Origin of the sequence: Nocardia sp. NPDC049737 (genome assembly GCF_040674755.1) — a bacterium.
GTDB lineage: Bacteria > Actinomycetota > Actinomycetes > Mycobacteriales > Mycobacteriaceae > Nocardia.
This window is the reverse complement of the sequence record NZ_JBFANH010000014.1, coordinates 81,687-97,940: the sequence shown is the minus strand read 5'-3', so window position 1 is coordinate 97,940 and position 16,254 is coordinate 81,687. Positions and strand designations below refer to the sequence as shown.

At 65.1% G+C, this 16,254-nt stretch carries 13 protein-coding genes; 8 read left to right on the top strand and 5 right to left on the bottom strand.

The window, feature by feature from the left end:
* Positions 1-152: 152 nt before the first annotated feature.
* The 4 genes from AB0J47_RS19990 to AB0J47_RS19975 are packed head-to-tail and all read left to right on the top strand — an operon-like array spanning position 153 to position 4,151.
* The gene (locus AB0J47_RS19990; RefSeq protein WP_364347566.1) at positions 153-1,466 is read left to right on the top strand and encodes an aspartate aminotransferase family protein; all 1,314 of its coding nucleotides are present in this window, start codon (positions 153-155) and stop codon (positions 1,464-1,466) included.
* 56 nt (positions 1,467-1,522) lie between these two features.
* Positions 1,523-3,055 carry a glycosyltransferase family 39 protein gene (locus tag AB0J47_RS19985; protein ID WP_364347563.1) on the top strand — a complete coding sequence of 511 codons (1,533 nt, stop codon included), beginning with the start codon at positions 1,523-1,525 and terminating at the stop codon, positions 3,053-3,055.
* Between the two features lie 13 nt (positions 3,056-3,068).
* Positions 3,069-3,443 (top strand): arsenate reductase family protein, encoded by a 375-nt coding sequence (locus AB0J47_RS19980; protein WP_364347560.1) that lies wholly within the window; start codon positions 3,069-3,071, stop codon positions 3,441-3,443.
* A 27-nt stretch (positions 3,444-3,470) separates the two neighbouring features.
* The gene (locus AB0J47_RS19975) at positions 3,471-4,151 is read left to right on the top strand and encodes a TIGR00266 family protein (RefSeq protein ID WP_364347557.1); all 681 of its coding nucleotides are present in this window, start codon (positions 3,471-3,473) and stop codon (positions 4,149-4,151) included.
* 214 nt (positions 4,152-4,365) lie between these two features.
* On the opposite strand, the gene AB0J47_RS19970 is transcribed toward AB0J47_RS19975, so the two are convergent.
* Positions 4,366-4,875, bottom strand: coding sequence for an NUDIX domain-containing protein (locus AB0J47_RS19970; protein ID WP_364347891.1), 510 nt, complete (start codon positions 4,873-4,875; stop codon positions 4,366-4,368).
* 116 nt (positions 4,876-4,991) lie between these two features.
* Between AB0J47_RS19970 and AB0J47_RS19965 the strand changes: the two genes are divergently transcribed.
* From AB0J47_RS19965 to AB0J47_RS19955, 3 genes are all read left to right on the top strand, one after another.
* On the top strand, positions 4,992-5,330 hold the full coding sequence (locus tag AB0J47_RS19965; protein WP_364347554.1) for a nitroreductase family deazaflavin-dependent oxidoreductase: 339 nt from the start codon (positions 4,992-4,994) through the stop codon (positions 5,328-5,330).
* A 448-nt stretch (positions 5,331-5,778) separates the two neighbouring features.
* Positions 5,779-9,048 carry a protein kinase gene (locus tag AB0J47_RS19960; protein ID WP_364347550.1) on the top strand — a complete coding sequence of 1,090 codons (3,270 nt, stop codon included), beginning with the start codon at positions 5,779-5,781 and terminating at the stop codon, positions 9,046-9,048.
* A gap of 241 nt (positions 9,049-9,289) precedes the next feature.
* Positions 9,290-9,460, top strand: coding sequence for a hypothetical protein (locus tag AB0J47_RS19955; RefSeq protein ID WP_364347547.1), 171 nt, complete (start codon positions 9,290-9,292; stop codon positions 9,458-9,460).
* A gap of 124 nt (positions 9,461-9,584) precedes the next feature.
* Here AB0J47_RS19955 and AB0J47_RS19950 read toward each other — a convergent pair whose 3' ends face one another.
* Both AB0J47_RS19950 and AB0J47_RS19945 read right to left on the bottom strand, forming a co-directional pair.
* The gene (locus tag AB0J47_RS19950; protein WP_364347544.1) at positions 9,585-10,040 is read right to left on the bottom strand and encodes a nitroreductase/quinone reductase family protein; all 456 of its coding nucleotides are present in this window, start codon (positions 10,038-10,040) and stop codon (positions 9,585-9,587) included.
* 56 nt (positions 10,041-10,096) lie between these two features.
* Positions 10,097-13,381 carry a BTAD domain-containing putative transcriptional regulator gene (locus AB0J47_RS19945; RefSeq protein ID WP_364347541.1) on the bottom strand — a complete coding sequence of 1,095 codons (3,285 nt, stop codon included), beginning with the start codon at positions 13,379-13,381 and terminating at the stop codon, positions 10,097-10,099.
* 56 nt (positions 13,382-13,437) lie between these two features.
* Between AB0J47_RS19945 and AB0J47_RS19940 the strand changes: the two genes are divergently transcribed.
* A complete protein-coding gene (locus AB0J47_RS19940) occupies positions 13,438-14,130 on the top strand; it encodes a hemerythrin domain-containing protein (protein ID WP_364347538.1) in 693 nt (230 codons plus the stop codon).
* Between the two features lie 307 nt (positions 14,131-14,437).
* Here AB0J47_RS19940 and AB0J47_RS19935 read toward each other — a convergent pair whose 3' ends face one another.
* Together AB0J47_RS19935 and AB0J47_RS19930 are read right to left on the bottom strand one after the other, a co-directional pair.
* Positions 14,438-15,370 carry a hypothetical protein gene (locus AB0J47_RS19935; protein ID WP_364347535.1) on the bottom strand — a complete coding sequence of 311 codons (933 nt, stop codon included), beginning with the start codon at positions 15,368-15,370 and terminating at the stop codon, positions 14,438-14,440.
* A gap of 281 nt (positions 15,371-15,651) precedes the next feature.
* Positions 15,652-16,026 carry a hypothetical protein gene (locus AB0J47_RS19930; protein ID WP_364347532.1) on the bottom strand — a complete coding sequence of 125 codons (375 nt, stop codon included), beginning with the start codon at positions 16,024-16,026 and terminating at the stop codon, positions 15,652-15,654.
* Between the last annotated feature and the right edge of the window lie 228 nt (positions 16,027-16,254).

The following is a 16,254-nucleotide window of genomic DNA, read 5'->3' as shown; positions in this document are numbered from 1 at the left end:
GTTTCCGGCGGATTGAACTTCCGAGTCGGAGTCGATGACGGGAAAGCCTGCGTCGGGGTCGCCCGGACCGCGCCTCCAGCCGCGCAGGCGCCGCAATCGGGCTATGGTGCCAATGTGCTGTTCTATCCAGCTTCGAAGGGGGAATTCGCCCCATGATCGGGTCAGATCATGTCTTCTATCCCTGGAGCGCGCAGGCGACCCTGAATCCAGTGCCGATCGTCGGCGCGTCGGGCTCATGGTTCTGGGAAGAGAGCGGCAAACGCTACCTCGACTTTTCCTCCCAACTGGTGAATGTCAATATCGGCCACCAACATCCGGATATCGTCGCGGCCATTATCGATCAGGCACAGAAACTCGCAACCATCTCGCCAACCGTCGGCAACGAAGCGCGCAGCGAACTGGCCCGACTGATCGTGGAACGCGCACCGGGCGAGCTGAACCGGATTTTGTTCACCACCGGCGGCGCGGAGGCAGTCGAACATGCGGTGCGGCTGGCCCGCAGCTACACCGGCCGCACCAAGATGCTCGCCGCCTACCGCTCCTATCACGGCGGCACCGGCACCGCGATCGGACTGACCGGTGAGCCGCGCCGCTGGGGCGCGGAACCGACCAATGTCGACGTGGTCCGCTTCTTCGCGCCCTACCCCTACCGATCACCGTGGGGCACAAGCACTCCCGAGGAAGAGACGACGGCAGCGTTGAATCACCTGCGCCAGGTCATCGAATTGGAAGGGCCACAACACATTGCCGGGCTGATCCTGGAGACTGTGGTCGGTACCAACGGCGTACTCGTGCCGCCGCCGGGCTATCTCGCCGGTGTCCGAGCCCTGTGCGACGAATTCGGCATTGTCTACATCGCAGATGAGGTGATGGTCGGATTCGGCCGGGTCGGTGAGTGGTTCGCGGTCCAGGCCTTCGATGTCGCACCCGATATCATCACCTTCGCCAAAGGCGTCAACTCCGGTTATGTTCCGCTCGGTGGCGTACTCATGGCCGAACGGATCGCGCAACGCTACGACAATACGGTGTATCCCGGTGGACTCACCTATGCCGGACATCCCCTCGCATGTGCCGCGGGCATCGCCTCGATCAATGTCTTCGAACGCGACGGCATCCTCGACCATGTGCGCACCGTCGGGGCATATGTCCTCGGAAAAGGATTGGCGGAGTTGGCATCTCGGCATCCAAGCGTCGGCGAGGCACGCGGCCTCGGCTTCTTCTGGGCACTGGAGTTGGTGCGCGATCCACACACCCGCGAGCCGCTGATCCAGTTTGCGGCGGCTGGTCCAGCCGCCGAGCCGATGAACCGGGTGACCGCCGCCGCCAAGGAACGTGGGCTGTGGCCCTTCAATGCGGGCAATCGCTTCCAGATCGCGCCCCCGTTGACCACCTCGGCCGATGAATTGCGCACCGGGCTGGAGATCGTCGATGAGGTGTTGGAGGTCGCCGACGAATACGTGGGGTGAAGCGCATGCTGGCTGGCGGGGAGACGGCCGTTTCCTGGAACTCCGCAGGAGCTGACGTGACCGACACCGCCGATCGTCAGGAGTTGACCGCCACCGGGGCGGGCCCGCCGATGGCGACCATAAGCGTCGGTGTCATCGCCGTGGCATCCTCGGCCGTCTTGGTGTTCTCGACCAGCCGTTATGACTACTTCGGCGATGAGCTCTACTTTCTGGCGGCGGGTCGGCGGCCGTCATTCGGCTATGCCGATCAAGGTCCGGTATTGCCGATGCTGGCGCGGTTGATGGACACGATCGCACCCGGAAACTTCTTCGTGCTGCGGCTGCCCGTTGTCGCGCTGACAGTCCTCGGCATCGTGCTGTGCGCGGTGATCGCGCGCGAACTCGGCGGCGGTCCGGCGGCCCGGGTGCTCGCGGCTGTCGGCTATGCGACCTCACCGTTTCTGCTGCTCCAAGGCAAAATGCTGACCACCAACGCGGTCGACACCGTGCTCTGGGTGGTGATCACCTGGCTGGTGGCGCGTTGGGTGCGGACCCGTCGCGATCGCCTGCTGCTGTGCGCCGCACTGGTGACCGCGGTCGATATGCAGGTGAAGTGGCTGATTCCCTTCTTCTGGATCGGTGTCGCGGCGAGTTCGCTGATCTTCGGTCCGCGCGAACTGGTGCGGCGGCCGCTGCTGTGGCTCGGCGGTGTCATCGTGATCGTCGCGACCGCGCCATCACTGATCTGGCAGGCGCGCAATGATTGGCCACAGCTGTCGATGGGCCAGGTGATCAGCGGTGAGCAGGGCATACTCGGCGGCAGGGCGCTGTTCGTACCGCTCGCGCTGCTGCTGGCCGGGTACCTGGGTGCGGCGCTGTTGATCTATGGCGTGTGGGCGCTGATGCGTAGTTCTTCGCTGCGGCCGTACCGGTTTCTCGGCGCGTCTGTGCTGATACTCGTCGCGGTCTTCCTGGTGATCGGTGGCCGGATCTACTACGTCGCCGGAATGTACGGTGTGGTGCTCGCGGCGGGCGCGGTCGGTCTCGTCGAACTCGCGGATCGCCTGAATCCCACACCGAGACGGTTGGCGACCGGGGCCGGTGTGGTGCTCGCCGCCGTGACCACAGGCTATGTGCTGTGGTCGACGCCGTGGCGCGATGCCGCGCACGTCCGGCCACCCGTCGATGACGCCGAGGCCGCCGTCAATATCGGCGTCTACGGCGAATTCGGTTGGCCCGAACTGACTTCCGCCGTCCTGCAGGCCTATGAATCGCTCACCCGGGCCGAACGCGCCGACGCCGTCATCGTGACCGACACCTACTGGCAGGCCAGCGCCCTGGACCAATTCGACCGCGATCGCCTCCCACGGATCTACAGTCCGAGCCGCGGTTTCGGCTACTTCGGCATGCCACCGGACAATGCCTCGGCCGTGATCGCTGTCGGCGTGAACGACGACTTCCTGCACTGGGATTTCGACCACATCGAACCAGTTGCCAAGGTGGACAGCCGAATCGGCTATCCGGGCAACAGCCAGAACGTCATCGTGTGGAAATGCACCGGCCTGCGCTACCCGTGGTCCCAGGTGTGGCCGACCTGGATGCACCTGTAGGTACGCTGCGACCATGACATCTGGGCAAGCCGAGATCTGGCACAACCCGCAGTGCAGCAAGAGCCGCAATGCCACCACGCACCTGGAGGAGGCGGGCGTCGAGTACAAGGTCCGGCGCTATCTCGACGATCCGCCGACCGCGGCGGAATTGCGGACGGTGCTGCAGCGGCTGGGCGCCGAGCCGTGGGATATCACCCGCACCGGTGAACAGATCGCCAAGGACCTGGGCATATCCAGCTGGGGACGTACCGCGGCCGACCGGGAGCGCTGGATCGAGGCATTGGCGGCGAATCCGAAGCTGATTCAGCGGCCGATCGTGCTCACTCCCGACGGCGGTGCGGTCGTCGCGCGCGATGCGAAGACCCTGGAATCGCTGGACCCTTCGTAGCCGAAATAGCCGGTAGGGTCGGCATTTATGAAGGTACAACTGCGTCATAGTCCGGCCTCCGCGGTCGCGCGGTGCTTCCTGGCCGGCGGGGAGCCGATGCGGGTCGAGAGTGGCGCCATGGTCGCGCATTCGGCGGGAGTTTCGTTGCAGGCCAGGGCCGAAGGCGGCATTCTCGCCGGGCTGAAGCGTTCGGTGCTTGCGGGCGAATCATTCTTCGTCTCGACCTTCACCGCACCGCCGCAGGGCGGTTGGGTGGATGTGGCGCCCGCACTTCCCGGCGACATGCTGAACCTGCAGATCACCCCCGATCGGCCGTTCTTCATCAGCCGCGGCGGTTGGATCGCGAACTCGCACGGCGTGCAGGTGGAGGGCAAATGGGGTGGTCTCGCGAACCTGTTCGGCGGCGAGGGCGGCTTCGGTCTGCGCGCGCACGGCGAGGGTGAGGTGGTCGTCGGTGTGTTCGGCGCGATCGATGTGATCGATCTGCAGCCGGGTGAGCCGATCACCATCGATACCGGCCATGTGGTGGCCTATGACCTGGCCATGAACTTCACCATCCGCCGCGCGGTATCTGGGCGCTCGATCCAGTCGCTGAAGTCGGGCGAAGGCTTCGTCTTCGACTTCACCGGGCCAGGCCGGGTGCTGCTGCAGACCCGCAATCCGGGCGCCTTCGCCGCCTGGGCGGGCTCGGTGGCGTCTTCGGGTTAGTCACCCGTTTTCACGACCCTCTTACCTGCTGGACACCTAACTCATGCAGAATGCAAATTTCATATCGGGTCCAGCAAGGGAATGTACATGGAGCTCCTCGAAGTCGTCGCGAACCTCTTCACCCAGGTCATGGGTGCTATGAGCGGTAGCGCCGCCTGACAGAACGCAGGCTCGTCGGCCCATCAGGTCCCCGACCTGGTGGGCCGATGGCGTTTCAAGCCAGCAGCTGATCGGTGAGGATGCGGGTATCAGGGACGAAGGCCCAGGACGGGTCGGCCAGGTGCGCCCGCAGTTCGGCATCGGTCCACCACCAGCCGTCAACGATCTCCTCGGGTTGGTGCCGGATCGGCCCGTCGTAGCGCAGCTCGTAGGCGAACAGATGACAGCGCATCGGGGCGCCCTGCCAGACGCCGTCCCAGGAGGCGCTGGCCCGCAAGGGGAGCGGTGGCGCATCGTCGGGCAGGACGATGCCGAGTTCCTCGGCGAGTTCGCGGACCGCCGTCTGTGCCGGGGTTTCACCCGGATCGACGACACCCCCGGCCAGGCAGTCGTGCATACCGGCGAAGACCATCTTGGTACCGGTGCGGCGGTGCACATAGACGCGTTCGCCGTCGCCGGAGCGAACGAGTACGCCCGCACTGGCATGCCAGATGCCGTCGCGATAGACGGTGGTTCGGTCGGCCGCGCCGACTTCATGGCCCGCGGCGTCATAGACCGCGATCATCTCCGACTGAGGGTGTCCGAACACCGCTCGAGAGTAACCTGATCTCCGCACGCCACCCTGAGAGAGGACCGCCCCAGATGGTGCTTCCGCGCACACTGGCGAAATTGAATCGGCACGTGACGAACCCGATCCTCGGCCGTTTGGCCGGGAAAGTGCCCCCGATGAGCATGGTTGTCCACAAGGGACGAAAATCCGGGCGTCCCTACAGAACTCCGGTGTGGGCGTTCGAAAACGACGGTGTATACCGGATCGCGCTGACCTATGGCCGCGATGTGGACTGGGTCAAGAACATCACGGCCGCAGGCGGTTTCGAGCTCGAGGCCAAGGGCACTGTCGTGCTGCTCATCGATCCGGTGGTAGTGCACGATGCGTCGGCTGGGTGGGCGCCACTCGGTGTTCGGCAGGCGCTGAAGGTGATGTCGGCGACGGACTACTTGCAGGCGCGTCCGGCTTAGCAGTCTTCTTCTTGACGCTGAAACCCCTTGTCCGCGTGGACAAGGGGTTATTCAGGTGCTCGTGCGGGTCGAGCACCGCCCAGCTCCTGAACATAGCGAGACCTCGGCCCAGCTGGTCTTTCGCACCACCGGAGATCGAGGGGAGAAAGCGCCCCGCGTGCGTGCCCGAGACGGTCAGTCGCCAGTACTCGGTTCGGCGCCCTGCACCGCCAGGGGATCGGTTGCGTCGTTCTTCGGCGGCGATCGGCGCATGGAATTGTCCGGCGCGCCGGCGCGGTCCGACGGCAAGGCGGGTAGCCGTCTCCGGTGATTGCGGTCGGTGTCGCGCTCTGTGCGCCTACAGCGATATTCCTCTGTCGATGTTCTTCGGCGATACGCTGGCATTGGCGAAAGGTGAGTGCATGTTGCCTGGTGTCCGGAGAGATGCTGGTCGGATCACACCCGGCCGATGACAGATGATCCGCTGCAGACGCGCCGTGAGGCGATGACGCCTGCCACGGCGGAGTTGGCTGCGGTTGGTTTCGAGGACGCCGTGGAAATCGGACACGGCGGTTTCGGGGTGGTGTATCGCTGCACGCAGCCGAGGTTGGATCGGACGGTTGCGGTGAAGATTCTGACCGCGGAACTGGACGAAGACAATCAGGCGCGGTTTGTTCGGGAGCAGCACGCGATGGGCCGGTTGACCGGGCATCCCAACATCGTCACCGCGCTGGAGGCCGGTACCACCGAGAGCGGGCGGCCCTACCTGGTGATGCCGTATCACCGGCTGGGTTCCCTGGATGGCTGGATCCGCGAGATTGGTCCCCTTCCTTTGGAGCGGGTGGCGCAGATCGGGGTGAAGATCGCTGGTGCGCTTGCCAGCGCGCATCGTCTCGGTATCGTGCATCGGGACGTGAAGCCGGGAAACATTCTGCTCACCGAGTACGGTGAACCAGCGTTGACCGATTTCGGTATCGCCCATATCACCGGTGGGTTCCAGACGACTGCGAGTGTTGTGACCGGATCGCCCGCGTTCACCGCACCGGAGGTGCTCGAGGGTGGCGATCCGACCCCGGCCGCGGATGTCTATGGACTCGGCGCCACCCTGTTCTGCGCATTGACCGGGCATGCCGCGTTCGAGCGTCGTAGCGGTGAGAAGATGGTCGCGCAGTTTGTCCGGATCACCACCCAGCCGGTGCCCGACCTGCGGGAGGACGGCATCCCCGAGGACGTGTCGGCGGTGGTGGAGACAGCGATGAGCCGCGACCGCAAGCAGCGGCCGGCGGCAGCGGCGCTGGGGGAGACATTTCGGCAACTGCAGCAGCGCCACGGGTTCGCGGTGGGCGAGATGGCGGTGGGGGGCGAACCGAATCTCGCCGATTCCGACCAGAAGCCACCGGTGCGGGCAGCGCGCAAGCCGACGGCGGCTAGCCGGGACCACAGTGGCAATCTGCCGCTCGAGTTGACCAGCTTCATCAATCGGCGCACCGAGGTATCGGAGCTGAAGAATCTGCTGTCGAGCGCGCGGTTGGTGACGTTGACCGGGACCGGGGGTGTCGGCAAGACGCGACTGGCGCTGCGGGCCGCATCCAGTGCGCGACGTGGTTTCGCCGACGGTGTGTGGTCGATCGAGTTGGCCGAAGTGTCCGACCCCGCGCTGCTGGTCGATGTGGTGGCGGCCACCCTCGGTGTGCGCAACGAGTCGGCCAGTCCGTTGCTCGAGGTTCTGATCGGCTTCCTCAGCTTGCGAGAAACACTGCTCGTGGTGGACAACTGCGAGCAGATCGTGGATGCGGTGGCCAAGCTGACCGAGACGTTGCTGCAGACTTGTCCGGAGCTGCGGATTCTCGCCACCAGCCGCGAACCACTGAACATCGCCGGGGAAGCAGTGCTGCGGGTGGCACCACTGTCGGTCCCGGACCCGGACCGGGAGCCGACCCTGGCCGGGCTGCCCGGTTTCGATGCGGTGACCTTGTTCGCCGACCGCGCCGCGGCAGCGGTTCCGGGCTTCGAACTCGATGAGGACAACAAGGCCGCCGTCACCGGGATCTGCACCCATCTGGACGGGTTACCGCTGGCCATCGAGCTTGCCGCGGCCCGAATGCGCACGATGTCACCGCAGCAGATCCTGGCCCGGCTTACCGATCGGTACGCGCTGCTCACCCGCGGCAGTCGCACAGCCCCGACACGGCAACAGACGCTGCGATGGAGTATCGACTGGAGCTACGGGTTGTGCAGCGGGACCGAACAGCGGCTGTGGGCCCGGATGTCGGTGTTCGCCGGCAGCTTCGAACTCGACGCCATCGAGCAGATATGCGGCACAGACCTGGCAGCGGATACGCCGCTGGATGTGCTTTCGTCCCTGGTGGACAAGTCCATCCTGATCCGGGAGGAATCCGATACTGTCGTGCGTTTCCGGATGCTCGAGACAGTTCGCGGCTACGGCCGGGAAAAACTACGAGAGTCCGGCGAAGATACCGAGCTGCGCCGACGCCACCGCGATTGGTATCGGCAGTTGGCGTTGGACGCGGAAGCCGGGTGGATCAGCGACCGCCAGCTCGACTGGATCATCCGCCTCGAACACGAACTACCCAACCTGCGCGAAGCGCTCGAATCCTGCCTGTCCGAGGACACCCAGGAAGCAGCTGAAGCAGGGCTGCGCATCACAGCCGCACTCTACGATTTCTGGAGCTTATCCGGTCTGTATGGGGAAGGCCGATCCTGGATCGACCGCGTTCTCGCCCACCCCGGCGCGCAACCGGTACTCGACCGCATCAAGGCGTTCTGCGTCGGCTGCCAACTGGCCGCGCCGCAGGGGGATGTCCAGTCCGCGGCCGCCCTTCTGGAGCAGGCACGAGTGCTCGCCGAACAGGCCCCCGCCCCCGCGATCCAGGCGCAGATCGCCTACGCGACCGCCCTTCTCGCACTCGCTGGCGGCGAAACGGCCAACGTATCGTCCTCCCTCGAACATGACATCGAGACACTCAGCTGGGACAGGACGGGCGCTCTGTACATCGGTACCCTGACCATCCTCGGCTGGGCATATGAGCTACGCGGCGACATGACTCGAGCAACCGAGCATTACCGCCGGGTATTTTCCATCACCGAAGCGCAGGGCGAACTGCTCTATCGTTCGGCTGCGCTACGCGGCTTGGGCGTGGCCGCATGGCAGCAAGGCGAGCGGGACAAAGCCCAACAGCTGCTCCAGGAAGCGCTGCGAGTCAACCGGCGGCCGAATAGCCCGGTGCTCAACGCGTTCAGTCTCGAGGCCCTGGCCTGGACTGTCGCCGACCAGGGCGACGCCGATCGCGCGGCCGTGCTGCTGGGAACCGCGCAAGGAATCTGGCTCGTAGGAAGCAGTGTTGGAGCTGTCTTCCCGGACATAGCGCGCTTTCACGAAAACTGTGAGCAGACAGCGCGTCGCACCCTCGGCACCCGCGCATTCGATGCGGCCTTCCGCCACGGTCAGGCGATGGGTATCGGCGCCGCTGTGGCGTACGCGCTCGGCGAACAGCCCGCCGGTACCGCGCGCGCATCCACGAAATTGACCAAGCGTGAGCGGCAGATCGCCGACCTCATCGCCCAGGGACTCAGCAACAAGCGGATCGCCGCCAAACTCGTGATCTCGCAACGCACCGCCGAAGGCCACGTCGAACACATCCTCACCAAACTCGGCTTCACCTCACGCTCACAAATCGCGGCCTGGATCGCGGAGGAAACCAAACAAGCGAGTCCGTGACCCCTGCCCGACATCCGGCTTCTGCGCCGGTGATATCGCGGCGCGCTGTCGGCGAACCTGGTGCAATAGCCAGTGCGCTGTAACCGATGGTGTGTACCTCTCGGTTACAGCGCAAGCGTTTCGGTCCCGCCGTGTGATCGCCTAGCCGGGAAACCGGGTTCGCGCCTGGCCCTGCACAACCGGAACGGGCCATGCCATGCTGGTCGAGCCGCTGGTCCGGTCGCGAAAGAAGAAGCGGCACGTGACGAACCCGATCCTCGGCCGTTTACGACTGGGAATCAATACCCCTGTGGTGCTGGACATTCCGGGGCGCTCATCCGACTGGGAGGCCGGCGCGGGAATCGAGGAGATCGCACGTATCGCCGCGACCGCGGACCGGCTCGGGTACCACCACCTGACGTGTAGGCATTGACCCGGTCGCCCTGCTACTCCGCAGAGCAGTGACACTGTGGCTCACGCAGGTCGATGCCCGCTGGTGCGTCTACACCATCGGTTACCGGTTGCCGGCCCGTGCGTGCCGGTGGGGGCGACGGCTATCAGATCGGTCGAGTGTCGATCTCATCGGTGATTGGTGTCAGGGTGACCAGAGGTATTGTTCGGATGGTCATTTCCTGATAGGCGGCGTAGCCGGGGTGGGCTGCGATGACGTCGGGCCAGAGCTTGTCCCGGTCGGTCGATGACAGCACGCGAGCGGTCATCGGCCGTTTCGGGCCTTGCTCGAGTGAAACCTGGACTGTGGGGTTCGCGCGGAGGTTGTGCAGCCATGCCGGGTCGGTGGGATCGCCGCCACGGGAGGCGACGATGACGATCGTGTCGCCGTCGATGATCGGTGCGGTGAGGATAACGGTGTGCGGTCGCCCGGATTTACGGCCGATGGTGGTCAGCGTGATCGTCGGCATGCCTTTGAAGGTTGTGCCGAGGATGCCGCCGCTGAGCTTTATCACGGTGCGGTGGAGGGTGTTCAAGGTCTTGAGTTGACGATCGGTCGGCATGGCGGCGCTCTTTCTGCTGGCTGATGAGTGATCTGCTACCCAGCTTCCGGGCGCGACTAGTAATCGACTTGTAAACCGATTCGATTGTGCACGGCGGTGATCCACTCCCGGCATCCGCAGCGGCGGGCCAGGCGGTCCGCGACGGCGTAGTGCTCGGCCGCCTGGGCGGGTTTGCCGAGCAGCGCCGCGAGGTCGCCGAGCACGGTGTCGACCGGTCCTGCGGCATGTGCACCGGTGTCCGCGCCGGCGATCTGACCGGTGTAGGTGCGCAGTTGCTGGTACACCTGCGCTGCCTCGGTGTGTTGTTCGAGTCCCGTGACGGCCATGCCGCGCACGGTGAGGAACAGCGAACGGAAGAAGTCGGTACGCAGCGGGTGGCGGGCCTGCGTCGCTGCTCGTGCGCCGTCCCGGTCACCGGTCGCCAGCAGTGCCAACGCGAGCGGGTCGACGACGAGGTCGGCGCCCGAAGTTTCGAGCTGCGTGAACATTTCGGTGAACAGAGGTGCGAATTCGCCGACCCGGCCTTGCGTGAGACGGATGGTGAAGAGGGCGATCAGCAGGTTGCCGCCCGAATCGAAGACTTTGTGGCGCATGAACAATTCGTGGGCCTGCTGATAATGTCGTTCCGCCGCTTCGAGATTCCCCGTCAGGTGGGCGATCATCGCGCGGCCCATGGTGTTCGCGGCTTGGGCTTGACGCCACTGGTAGCGGTCGGCCAACAGTGTCGCGGCCGCGAGTTCGGTATTCGCGCGGTCGATGTCGCCGCGGGCTGCGGCCACTTGGAGTGCGGCGTTACGGCCGATCAGCGCGAAGGCGGGGAAATCGTTGTCCTCGCCGAGGCGGATCAACTCGGTGGCGAGCCGTTCCCGATCGGCGAGCGGAATTGATGTGTCGTACACCGAGGTCCGCGCCTGCAATGCCAGCCCGAGCAGTCCAGGATCGCTCAGTCCACGTGCCAGCGCTTCGGCTTCCTCGGCCGCCTCGCGCGCTCGTTCGTGCAGCTCTCCGCCGATCTCGCGGACGAGCGCGACGAGCAGCCGGCAGCGCGCTTGCGGTGTGAGCCCGGGTGTCCGCAGCGCCTCGTCGATAGAGGCAACCACCCGCTGGTCGACGGACCCGTACGCGCGGTTCAGCCAGGGAGTCGGCGTGTCCCATGCGGTGAGCGCCCCGACGAGCAATTCAGGCGTGTCGGCCGCCGACACTGCACGGTCGCGTGCATCGCGAGCTGGCAGGCCGGCGCCGGCCGCGAGGTGGCTCCTGCTCATACGCGAAAGCGCGGCGACCCGCTCGGCCGTCGTGTCCGCGCCGGTGATCCGTTCGAGCGCGATGACGGCGCGACCGTAGTTTTCGGCCGCGACATCGTGGACAAATCGGCGTTCGGCCTGTTCACCCGCCGCGCGAGCGTAGTCGGCGGCCCGCCGTGCCGTCGCCGCGGTGAGCGCCTCCCCGAAATGGTGCGCGAGCGCCGACAGGTCGTCCGGCGCGGCCCGCTCGACCGACTCGGCGATGCGCAGATGCCAGCGGCGTCGCCGTATACGGGACAGGTCACCGAGCAAGGTGTCGCGGACGAGCGCGTGCGTGAAGCGCGCGTAGTCGGGACCCGGTTCCTCGAGCAGTCCGGCGAGCACACCCGCCTCCACGGCATCGAGGACCTTATCCTGGTCGATTTCGGCCGCGCCGATCAGCACGTCGATGTCGAATTCGCGCCCGATCACCGCGGCGAGACGCAGGACCGACACGCTGACCTCGGGTAGCCGTGCAAAGCGCCGGCGCAGCACGTCGCGGACGCCTTCCGGTACCTCAGAAGTCGCCACGAGCGCGCCCTCACTGGCAAGTAGACGAGCACTTTCGGTGAGATAGAAGGGATTTCCGTCGGTGCGTTCGGCCAATGCCGCGATCGTTGCCGGCTCGGGATCGTGTCCCGACACCGACCGGATAAGAACCGCCGCATCGTCGAAACCCAGGCCGCGCAGGCGTATCCGCGTTGCGGTCGCGGGGGCGAGCGAGGCGAGCGCGTCTTCTAGGGGCATTCCGATCTCGTCGGGACGGTAGGCGATCACGATCAGGATCGAGGCCGATTTCGCCACGCTGCCGAGCAGGGCTACCGTCTCGGAGTCGCCGCGGTGCAGGTCGTCGAGAAACACCGCGAGCGGTTGCTGCCGCGCCGCGTCGTCCAGGTACGCACCGACGGCGCGATGCAGCAGGAACCGCCCGACCGAGACATCGGCGCCGAATTCACGGCGTCGGTCGGTGAGCAACGGCTCCAGCGGCTCGGCGTATCGGCTGGGATCGACCGTGCCCGCGAGCTCGCGCAGGGCTTCCACCCAGGCCCACGCCGGTGGTGCGCCGTCCTCCTCGGGACAGCTGCCCGTGACCACGCGCCAGCCACCGGCCGCCAGCTCTGTCCGAAACCGCTGCAGCAAACGGGATTTGCCGCTACCGGCTTCCCCGATGACAGCCGCTACACGAGGTGCGCCGCCCGCCCGCGCCGCCCGCCGCAGCTCATCCAGTTCCCTTGTCCGGCCGACGAATTCGGAATGCAACGGGTCCAGCGCGGGTGTCGGCGACGGAAACGAGACCGGTGCGGGTAGATCGACGGGGATGCGTTGCGCCAGCAAATCGGCTTCGAGCCGCACCAGGGCCGGGCCGGGGTCGATGCCGAGTTGGTCCGCGAGCACCTCACGGGCGGCACGCAACGCGGCGAGCGCGTCCGCTTGCCGCCCCGCATGGAACCGTGCCAGCGCCGAAATACGCCACGCCTCCTCGCGCAGCGGATGCGTGCTCGTCAACGCATCGGCCTCCGCGGCAGCCGCCGTCGGGTCGCCGAGTTCGACCAGTGTCGCGGCCAGTCGCTCGCGCGCGGCCAGGCGCAGTTCCTCGAGTCGGTTCGCCTCGGGCTGCGCCCACGATTCGTCGCTGAACTCGGCGAATGCCGGGCCGTGCCATCGGCTGAGCGCCTGTTCGAGACTGCGTCGTCGTTCTGCGGGATCTGTTGGCGCGCTGCGTAGTTCGGTCTCGAACAGCCAGGCGTCCACTGCCTCCGGGGCGAGCCGCAACGCGTATCCCGGCGCCTGGCTCACCAGCACGGTGGCCGGCGAGCGGGGCAGCCGATCCGGCTCGAGGAGCTTGCGCAAGTGCGAAATGTAGGCCTGCAACGCGCCGAGTGCGCGCGGCGGCGGCTCACCACGCCACAGATCGTCGATCAGCCGGTCGATCGGCACGACCGCGCCGCGGGCAACCACCAGAAGGGCGAGCACGCCGCGCTGGCGTGGGCCGCCGAGATCGACACTGCCGCGCTCGGTCTGCGCGGCCAGCGAGCCGAGCACCTGAATCCGCACCATGACCGGCCAAGTCTATTGCAAGTGCGCTACAAGCGGATCGACAGACAGTGAGAACCATGAACACCGCGACACAGACCCCCGACCGCCCCGATACCACCGACCGTCCCGATACCGCTGACATGTTGCTCGTCCACCGCGCCTTCCGCCGCCATTTCGACGCCCTGCCCGGCCTCGTCGGCGGTGTCGCCGACGGTGACACCGCGCGCGCGGGTCGCATCGTCGAGTTCCTCACCGAACTCGATACCGGCCTGCATCACCACCACTGCGCTGAGGACGAGCTGATGTGGCCACTGCTGCTCGAGCGGGCGAAGACCGATGGCGCACTGATCCTGCGGATGGAGGAACAGCATGAGCGGATCGCCGAACTGATCGACCGCGCGGACCGGCAGGCCGAGGAATTCGCCGCATCGGCGCATCCCGAGGTGCGCGGGCATCTCGCCGCCACGCTGTCGGCGCTGGCCGCCGCTCTCGACGAACATATGGCTGAGGAGGAGGCGCGCATCCTGCCGCTCGCCGGACGCGTCATGACCGCCCGCGAATGGCAGGCGCTCGGCGAACGAGGACGCGCCGCCGTACCCAAGGACCGGCGGTTGATCTTCCTCGGCTTCATCTTGCAAGCTGTACCGCACCCCGAACGCCGAAAGTTCCTAGCCGACATGCCGTTCGCCGCCAGACTCGCCTGGCGCCTGCTCGGCAGCCGCACCTTCGCCAAGGAGTACCGCTCGATCTATGGGACAGATCCCGAGTAGATCTTCGCGCAGACCGGGCGCCCGCGGCGCGGGTGTGCATCCTGTGATCATCGAAGTATCGGTTCGGTTCCAGAAGTTGATGTTTGGTTACGCAACGAGGTGCAAACAGGACCTTCCAACTTGGCTGGTATACGGCAGCAATGCGATGGAATCCGGGTCGATCCGCCGTACCTCATGCCGAACCTGATGTCGGTATCACTGACCGGTTCTCGACGCTGAAACCCCTTGTCCGCGTGGACAAGGGGCTATTCAGGCGCGCTCGCGCGGGTCGAGCACCGCCCAGCTCCTGAACATAGCCGTATTGATATTACTTTGTGTACATTTGAGCGTACCGAAGCTTGCATTCCTTGGGATAGTCGCACAGCCGAAGTTTCGCATCTCGTGCCATGGAACCATTCTCCAGGTCGTACATCGGAACGTATGCTCGCTCGTACGAGCCTGTCAGTGTGACGAATCGAAATGGCTTTCCCTGGTCGTCTACGGCCAGTGATCGACCGTCCCCGAATCCGATGTCCACAACAAATTCACAATCGCAATCGTGCGCCCGGATCTCTATCTTGAAGGCCAGCGTCTCATTCAGCGCAAGCGTAACTGCATGTGTCTTCATGTAGTCGCTGTCAGTAAATTGTCCGAATCCGTCCAAAGCCTTCGCCTCGACAACATCTCCAGAGTTCAGATCGAATCCCATTGTCAATGCTTCGGTAACTCCTTGTGAATAGAATGGGACAATCGTTCCTGCGGGAGGTCGCCGCCTTTCGACTATCCTGGCGGCAATGCTAGAGATTTGGACCGGCGTGAAATTTTGTCCAGTGAGCTTGAAGTATATCGAGCCTTCACCGAACCCTTCCAGAGAGTTCATCGGATTGCGTGGATCAATCACACTCTGCCCGAGCGCGACCCCATCGGGGACGAGACGCTGCATGGTCGCCTTGTCCGGTCTGACTCCATCCAATTCGATAATTCTTGACGATGCCAATGATCCCGGGACGCCTGGCGGGCCGCTCACGCCCTCGGCGCGTGCCGGTGGTGTCGCATTGTCTCTCCCTTCGCGGTCTGCCTCGATTGCGCGCTGTTCGGATACCGCTCGATCCGGTTGCAGTAGATAAATTGTGACAGATGCCGAGACCGATACGACAATCAGGATGGCGACGCCGATCGCAACCAGCCATCTTCGACGTTCGGACCAGAAGTTGTTCTGTATATTTCCTTCACCGACTTGAATCGGGATCTGGTTTTTCACGCGAACCTCGAATCCATCACAATAAGAATTACATCGTCAATGATTTCTAGTGCCGCGTCCATATAGCTCCTGCCGTATCGAGCCTTGGTGCGGAGGGTTCCGTCGAACGCAGCCGACCGGTGGTCGCCCGCACCGCATTCGATCGCCGTATCCTCGAGCTCGGCGAGCAGTCGGAGCGGGTGGCGCAGCAATCTATCTGGCGGAGGCACCAGTAGCGGGGGCCGACACGTGGCGATTTCTTGGTCTAGGTGCCAGCGCGCGTCAACGAGCCGGGCGTGCGATCAGTTGAAACTGTTGTGTTGAGTGTTGTTGTTCCCCAACTGCACCCCTTTTGCGTGCCGCAGGTCGATAAGTTTACGGGCCCGGTCGGTTTCCGCGGTCGGTAGTGCTTCCAGGAGTTGGGCTGCTAAAGACTGCAACTCGCTGTCATCTCCGCCCCTCGCGCGGAGCACTGCGGCTTCTAGTGCTGCAACGTTACTGCCAGGCGATGTTTCGTTGGCTTCGAGAGCGGCCCTCACTTGTGGGCCGTCGTCACCGCGGCTTATGCGACGCCGAATCGCCTGATAGACCTCGCGCACTGTTGCCGACGCCGCATCCTGGCCACCAGCCGCCGCACCAGCGATCAACGCGGTCACGATCACCGTGAACGGATCCACATCGCCCCCTTCGTGGTCTGCTTCTCCAAGTCCCTTGTGCAGCAATACTACGCAAAGCCTCGAATCGCCACAGCTTGTTCGCCTTGCCTGGCCCGTGGGTCTGTGACGTTGTTCTCCTGGGTGACGGCTCAGCCGAAAATTGATGGCACGCATCGGCATTCACCTTAATGAAGCACCTCCTCGGTTCAGAGGCGCGGCAGTGAGATCTATTCGGTTGTGGGCGACCGG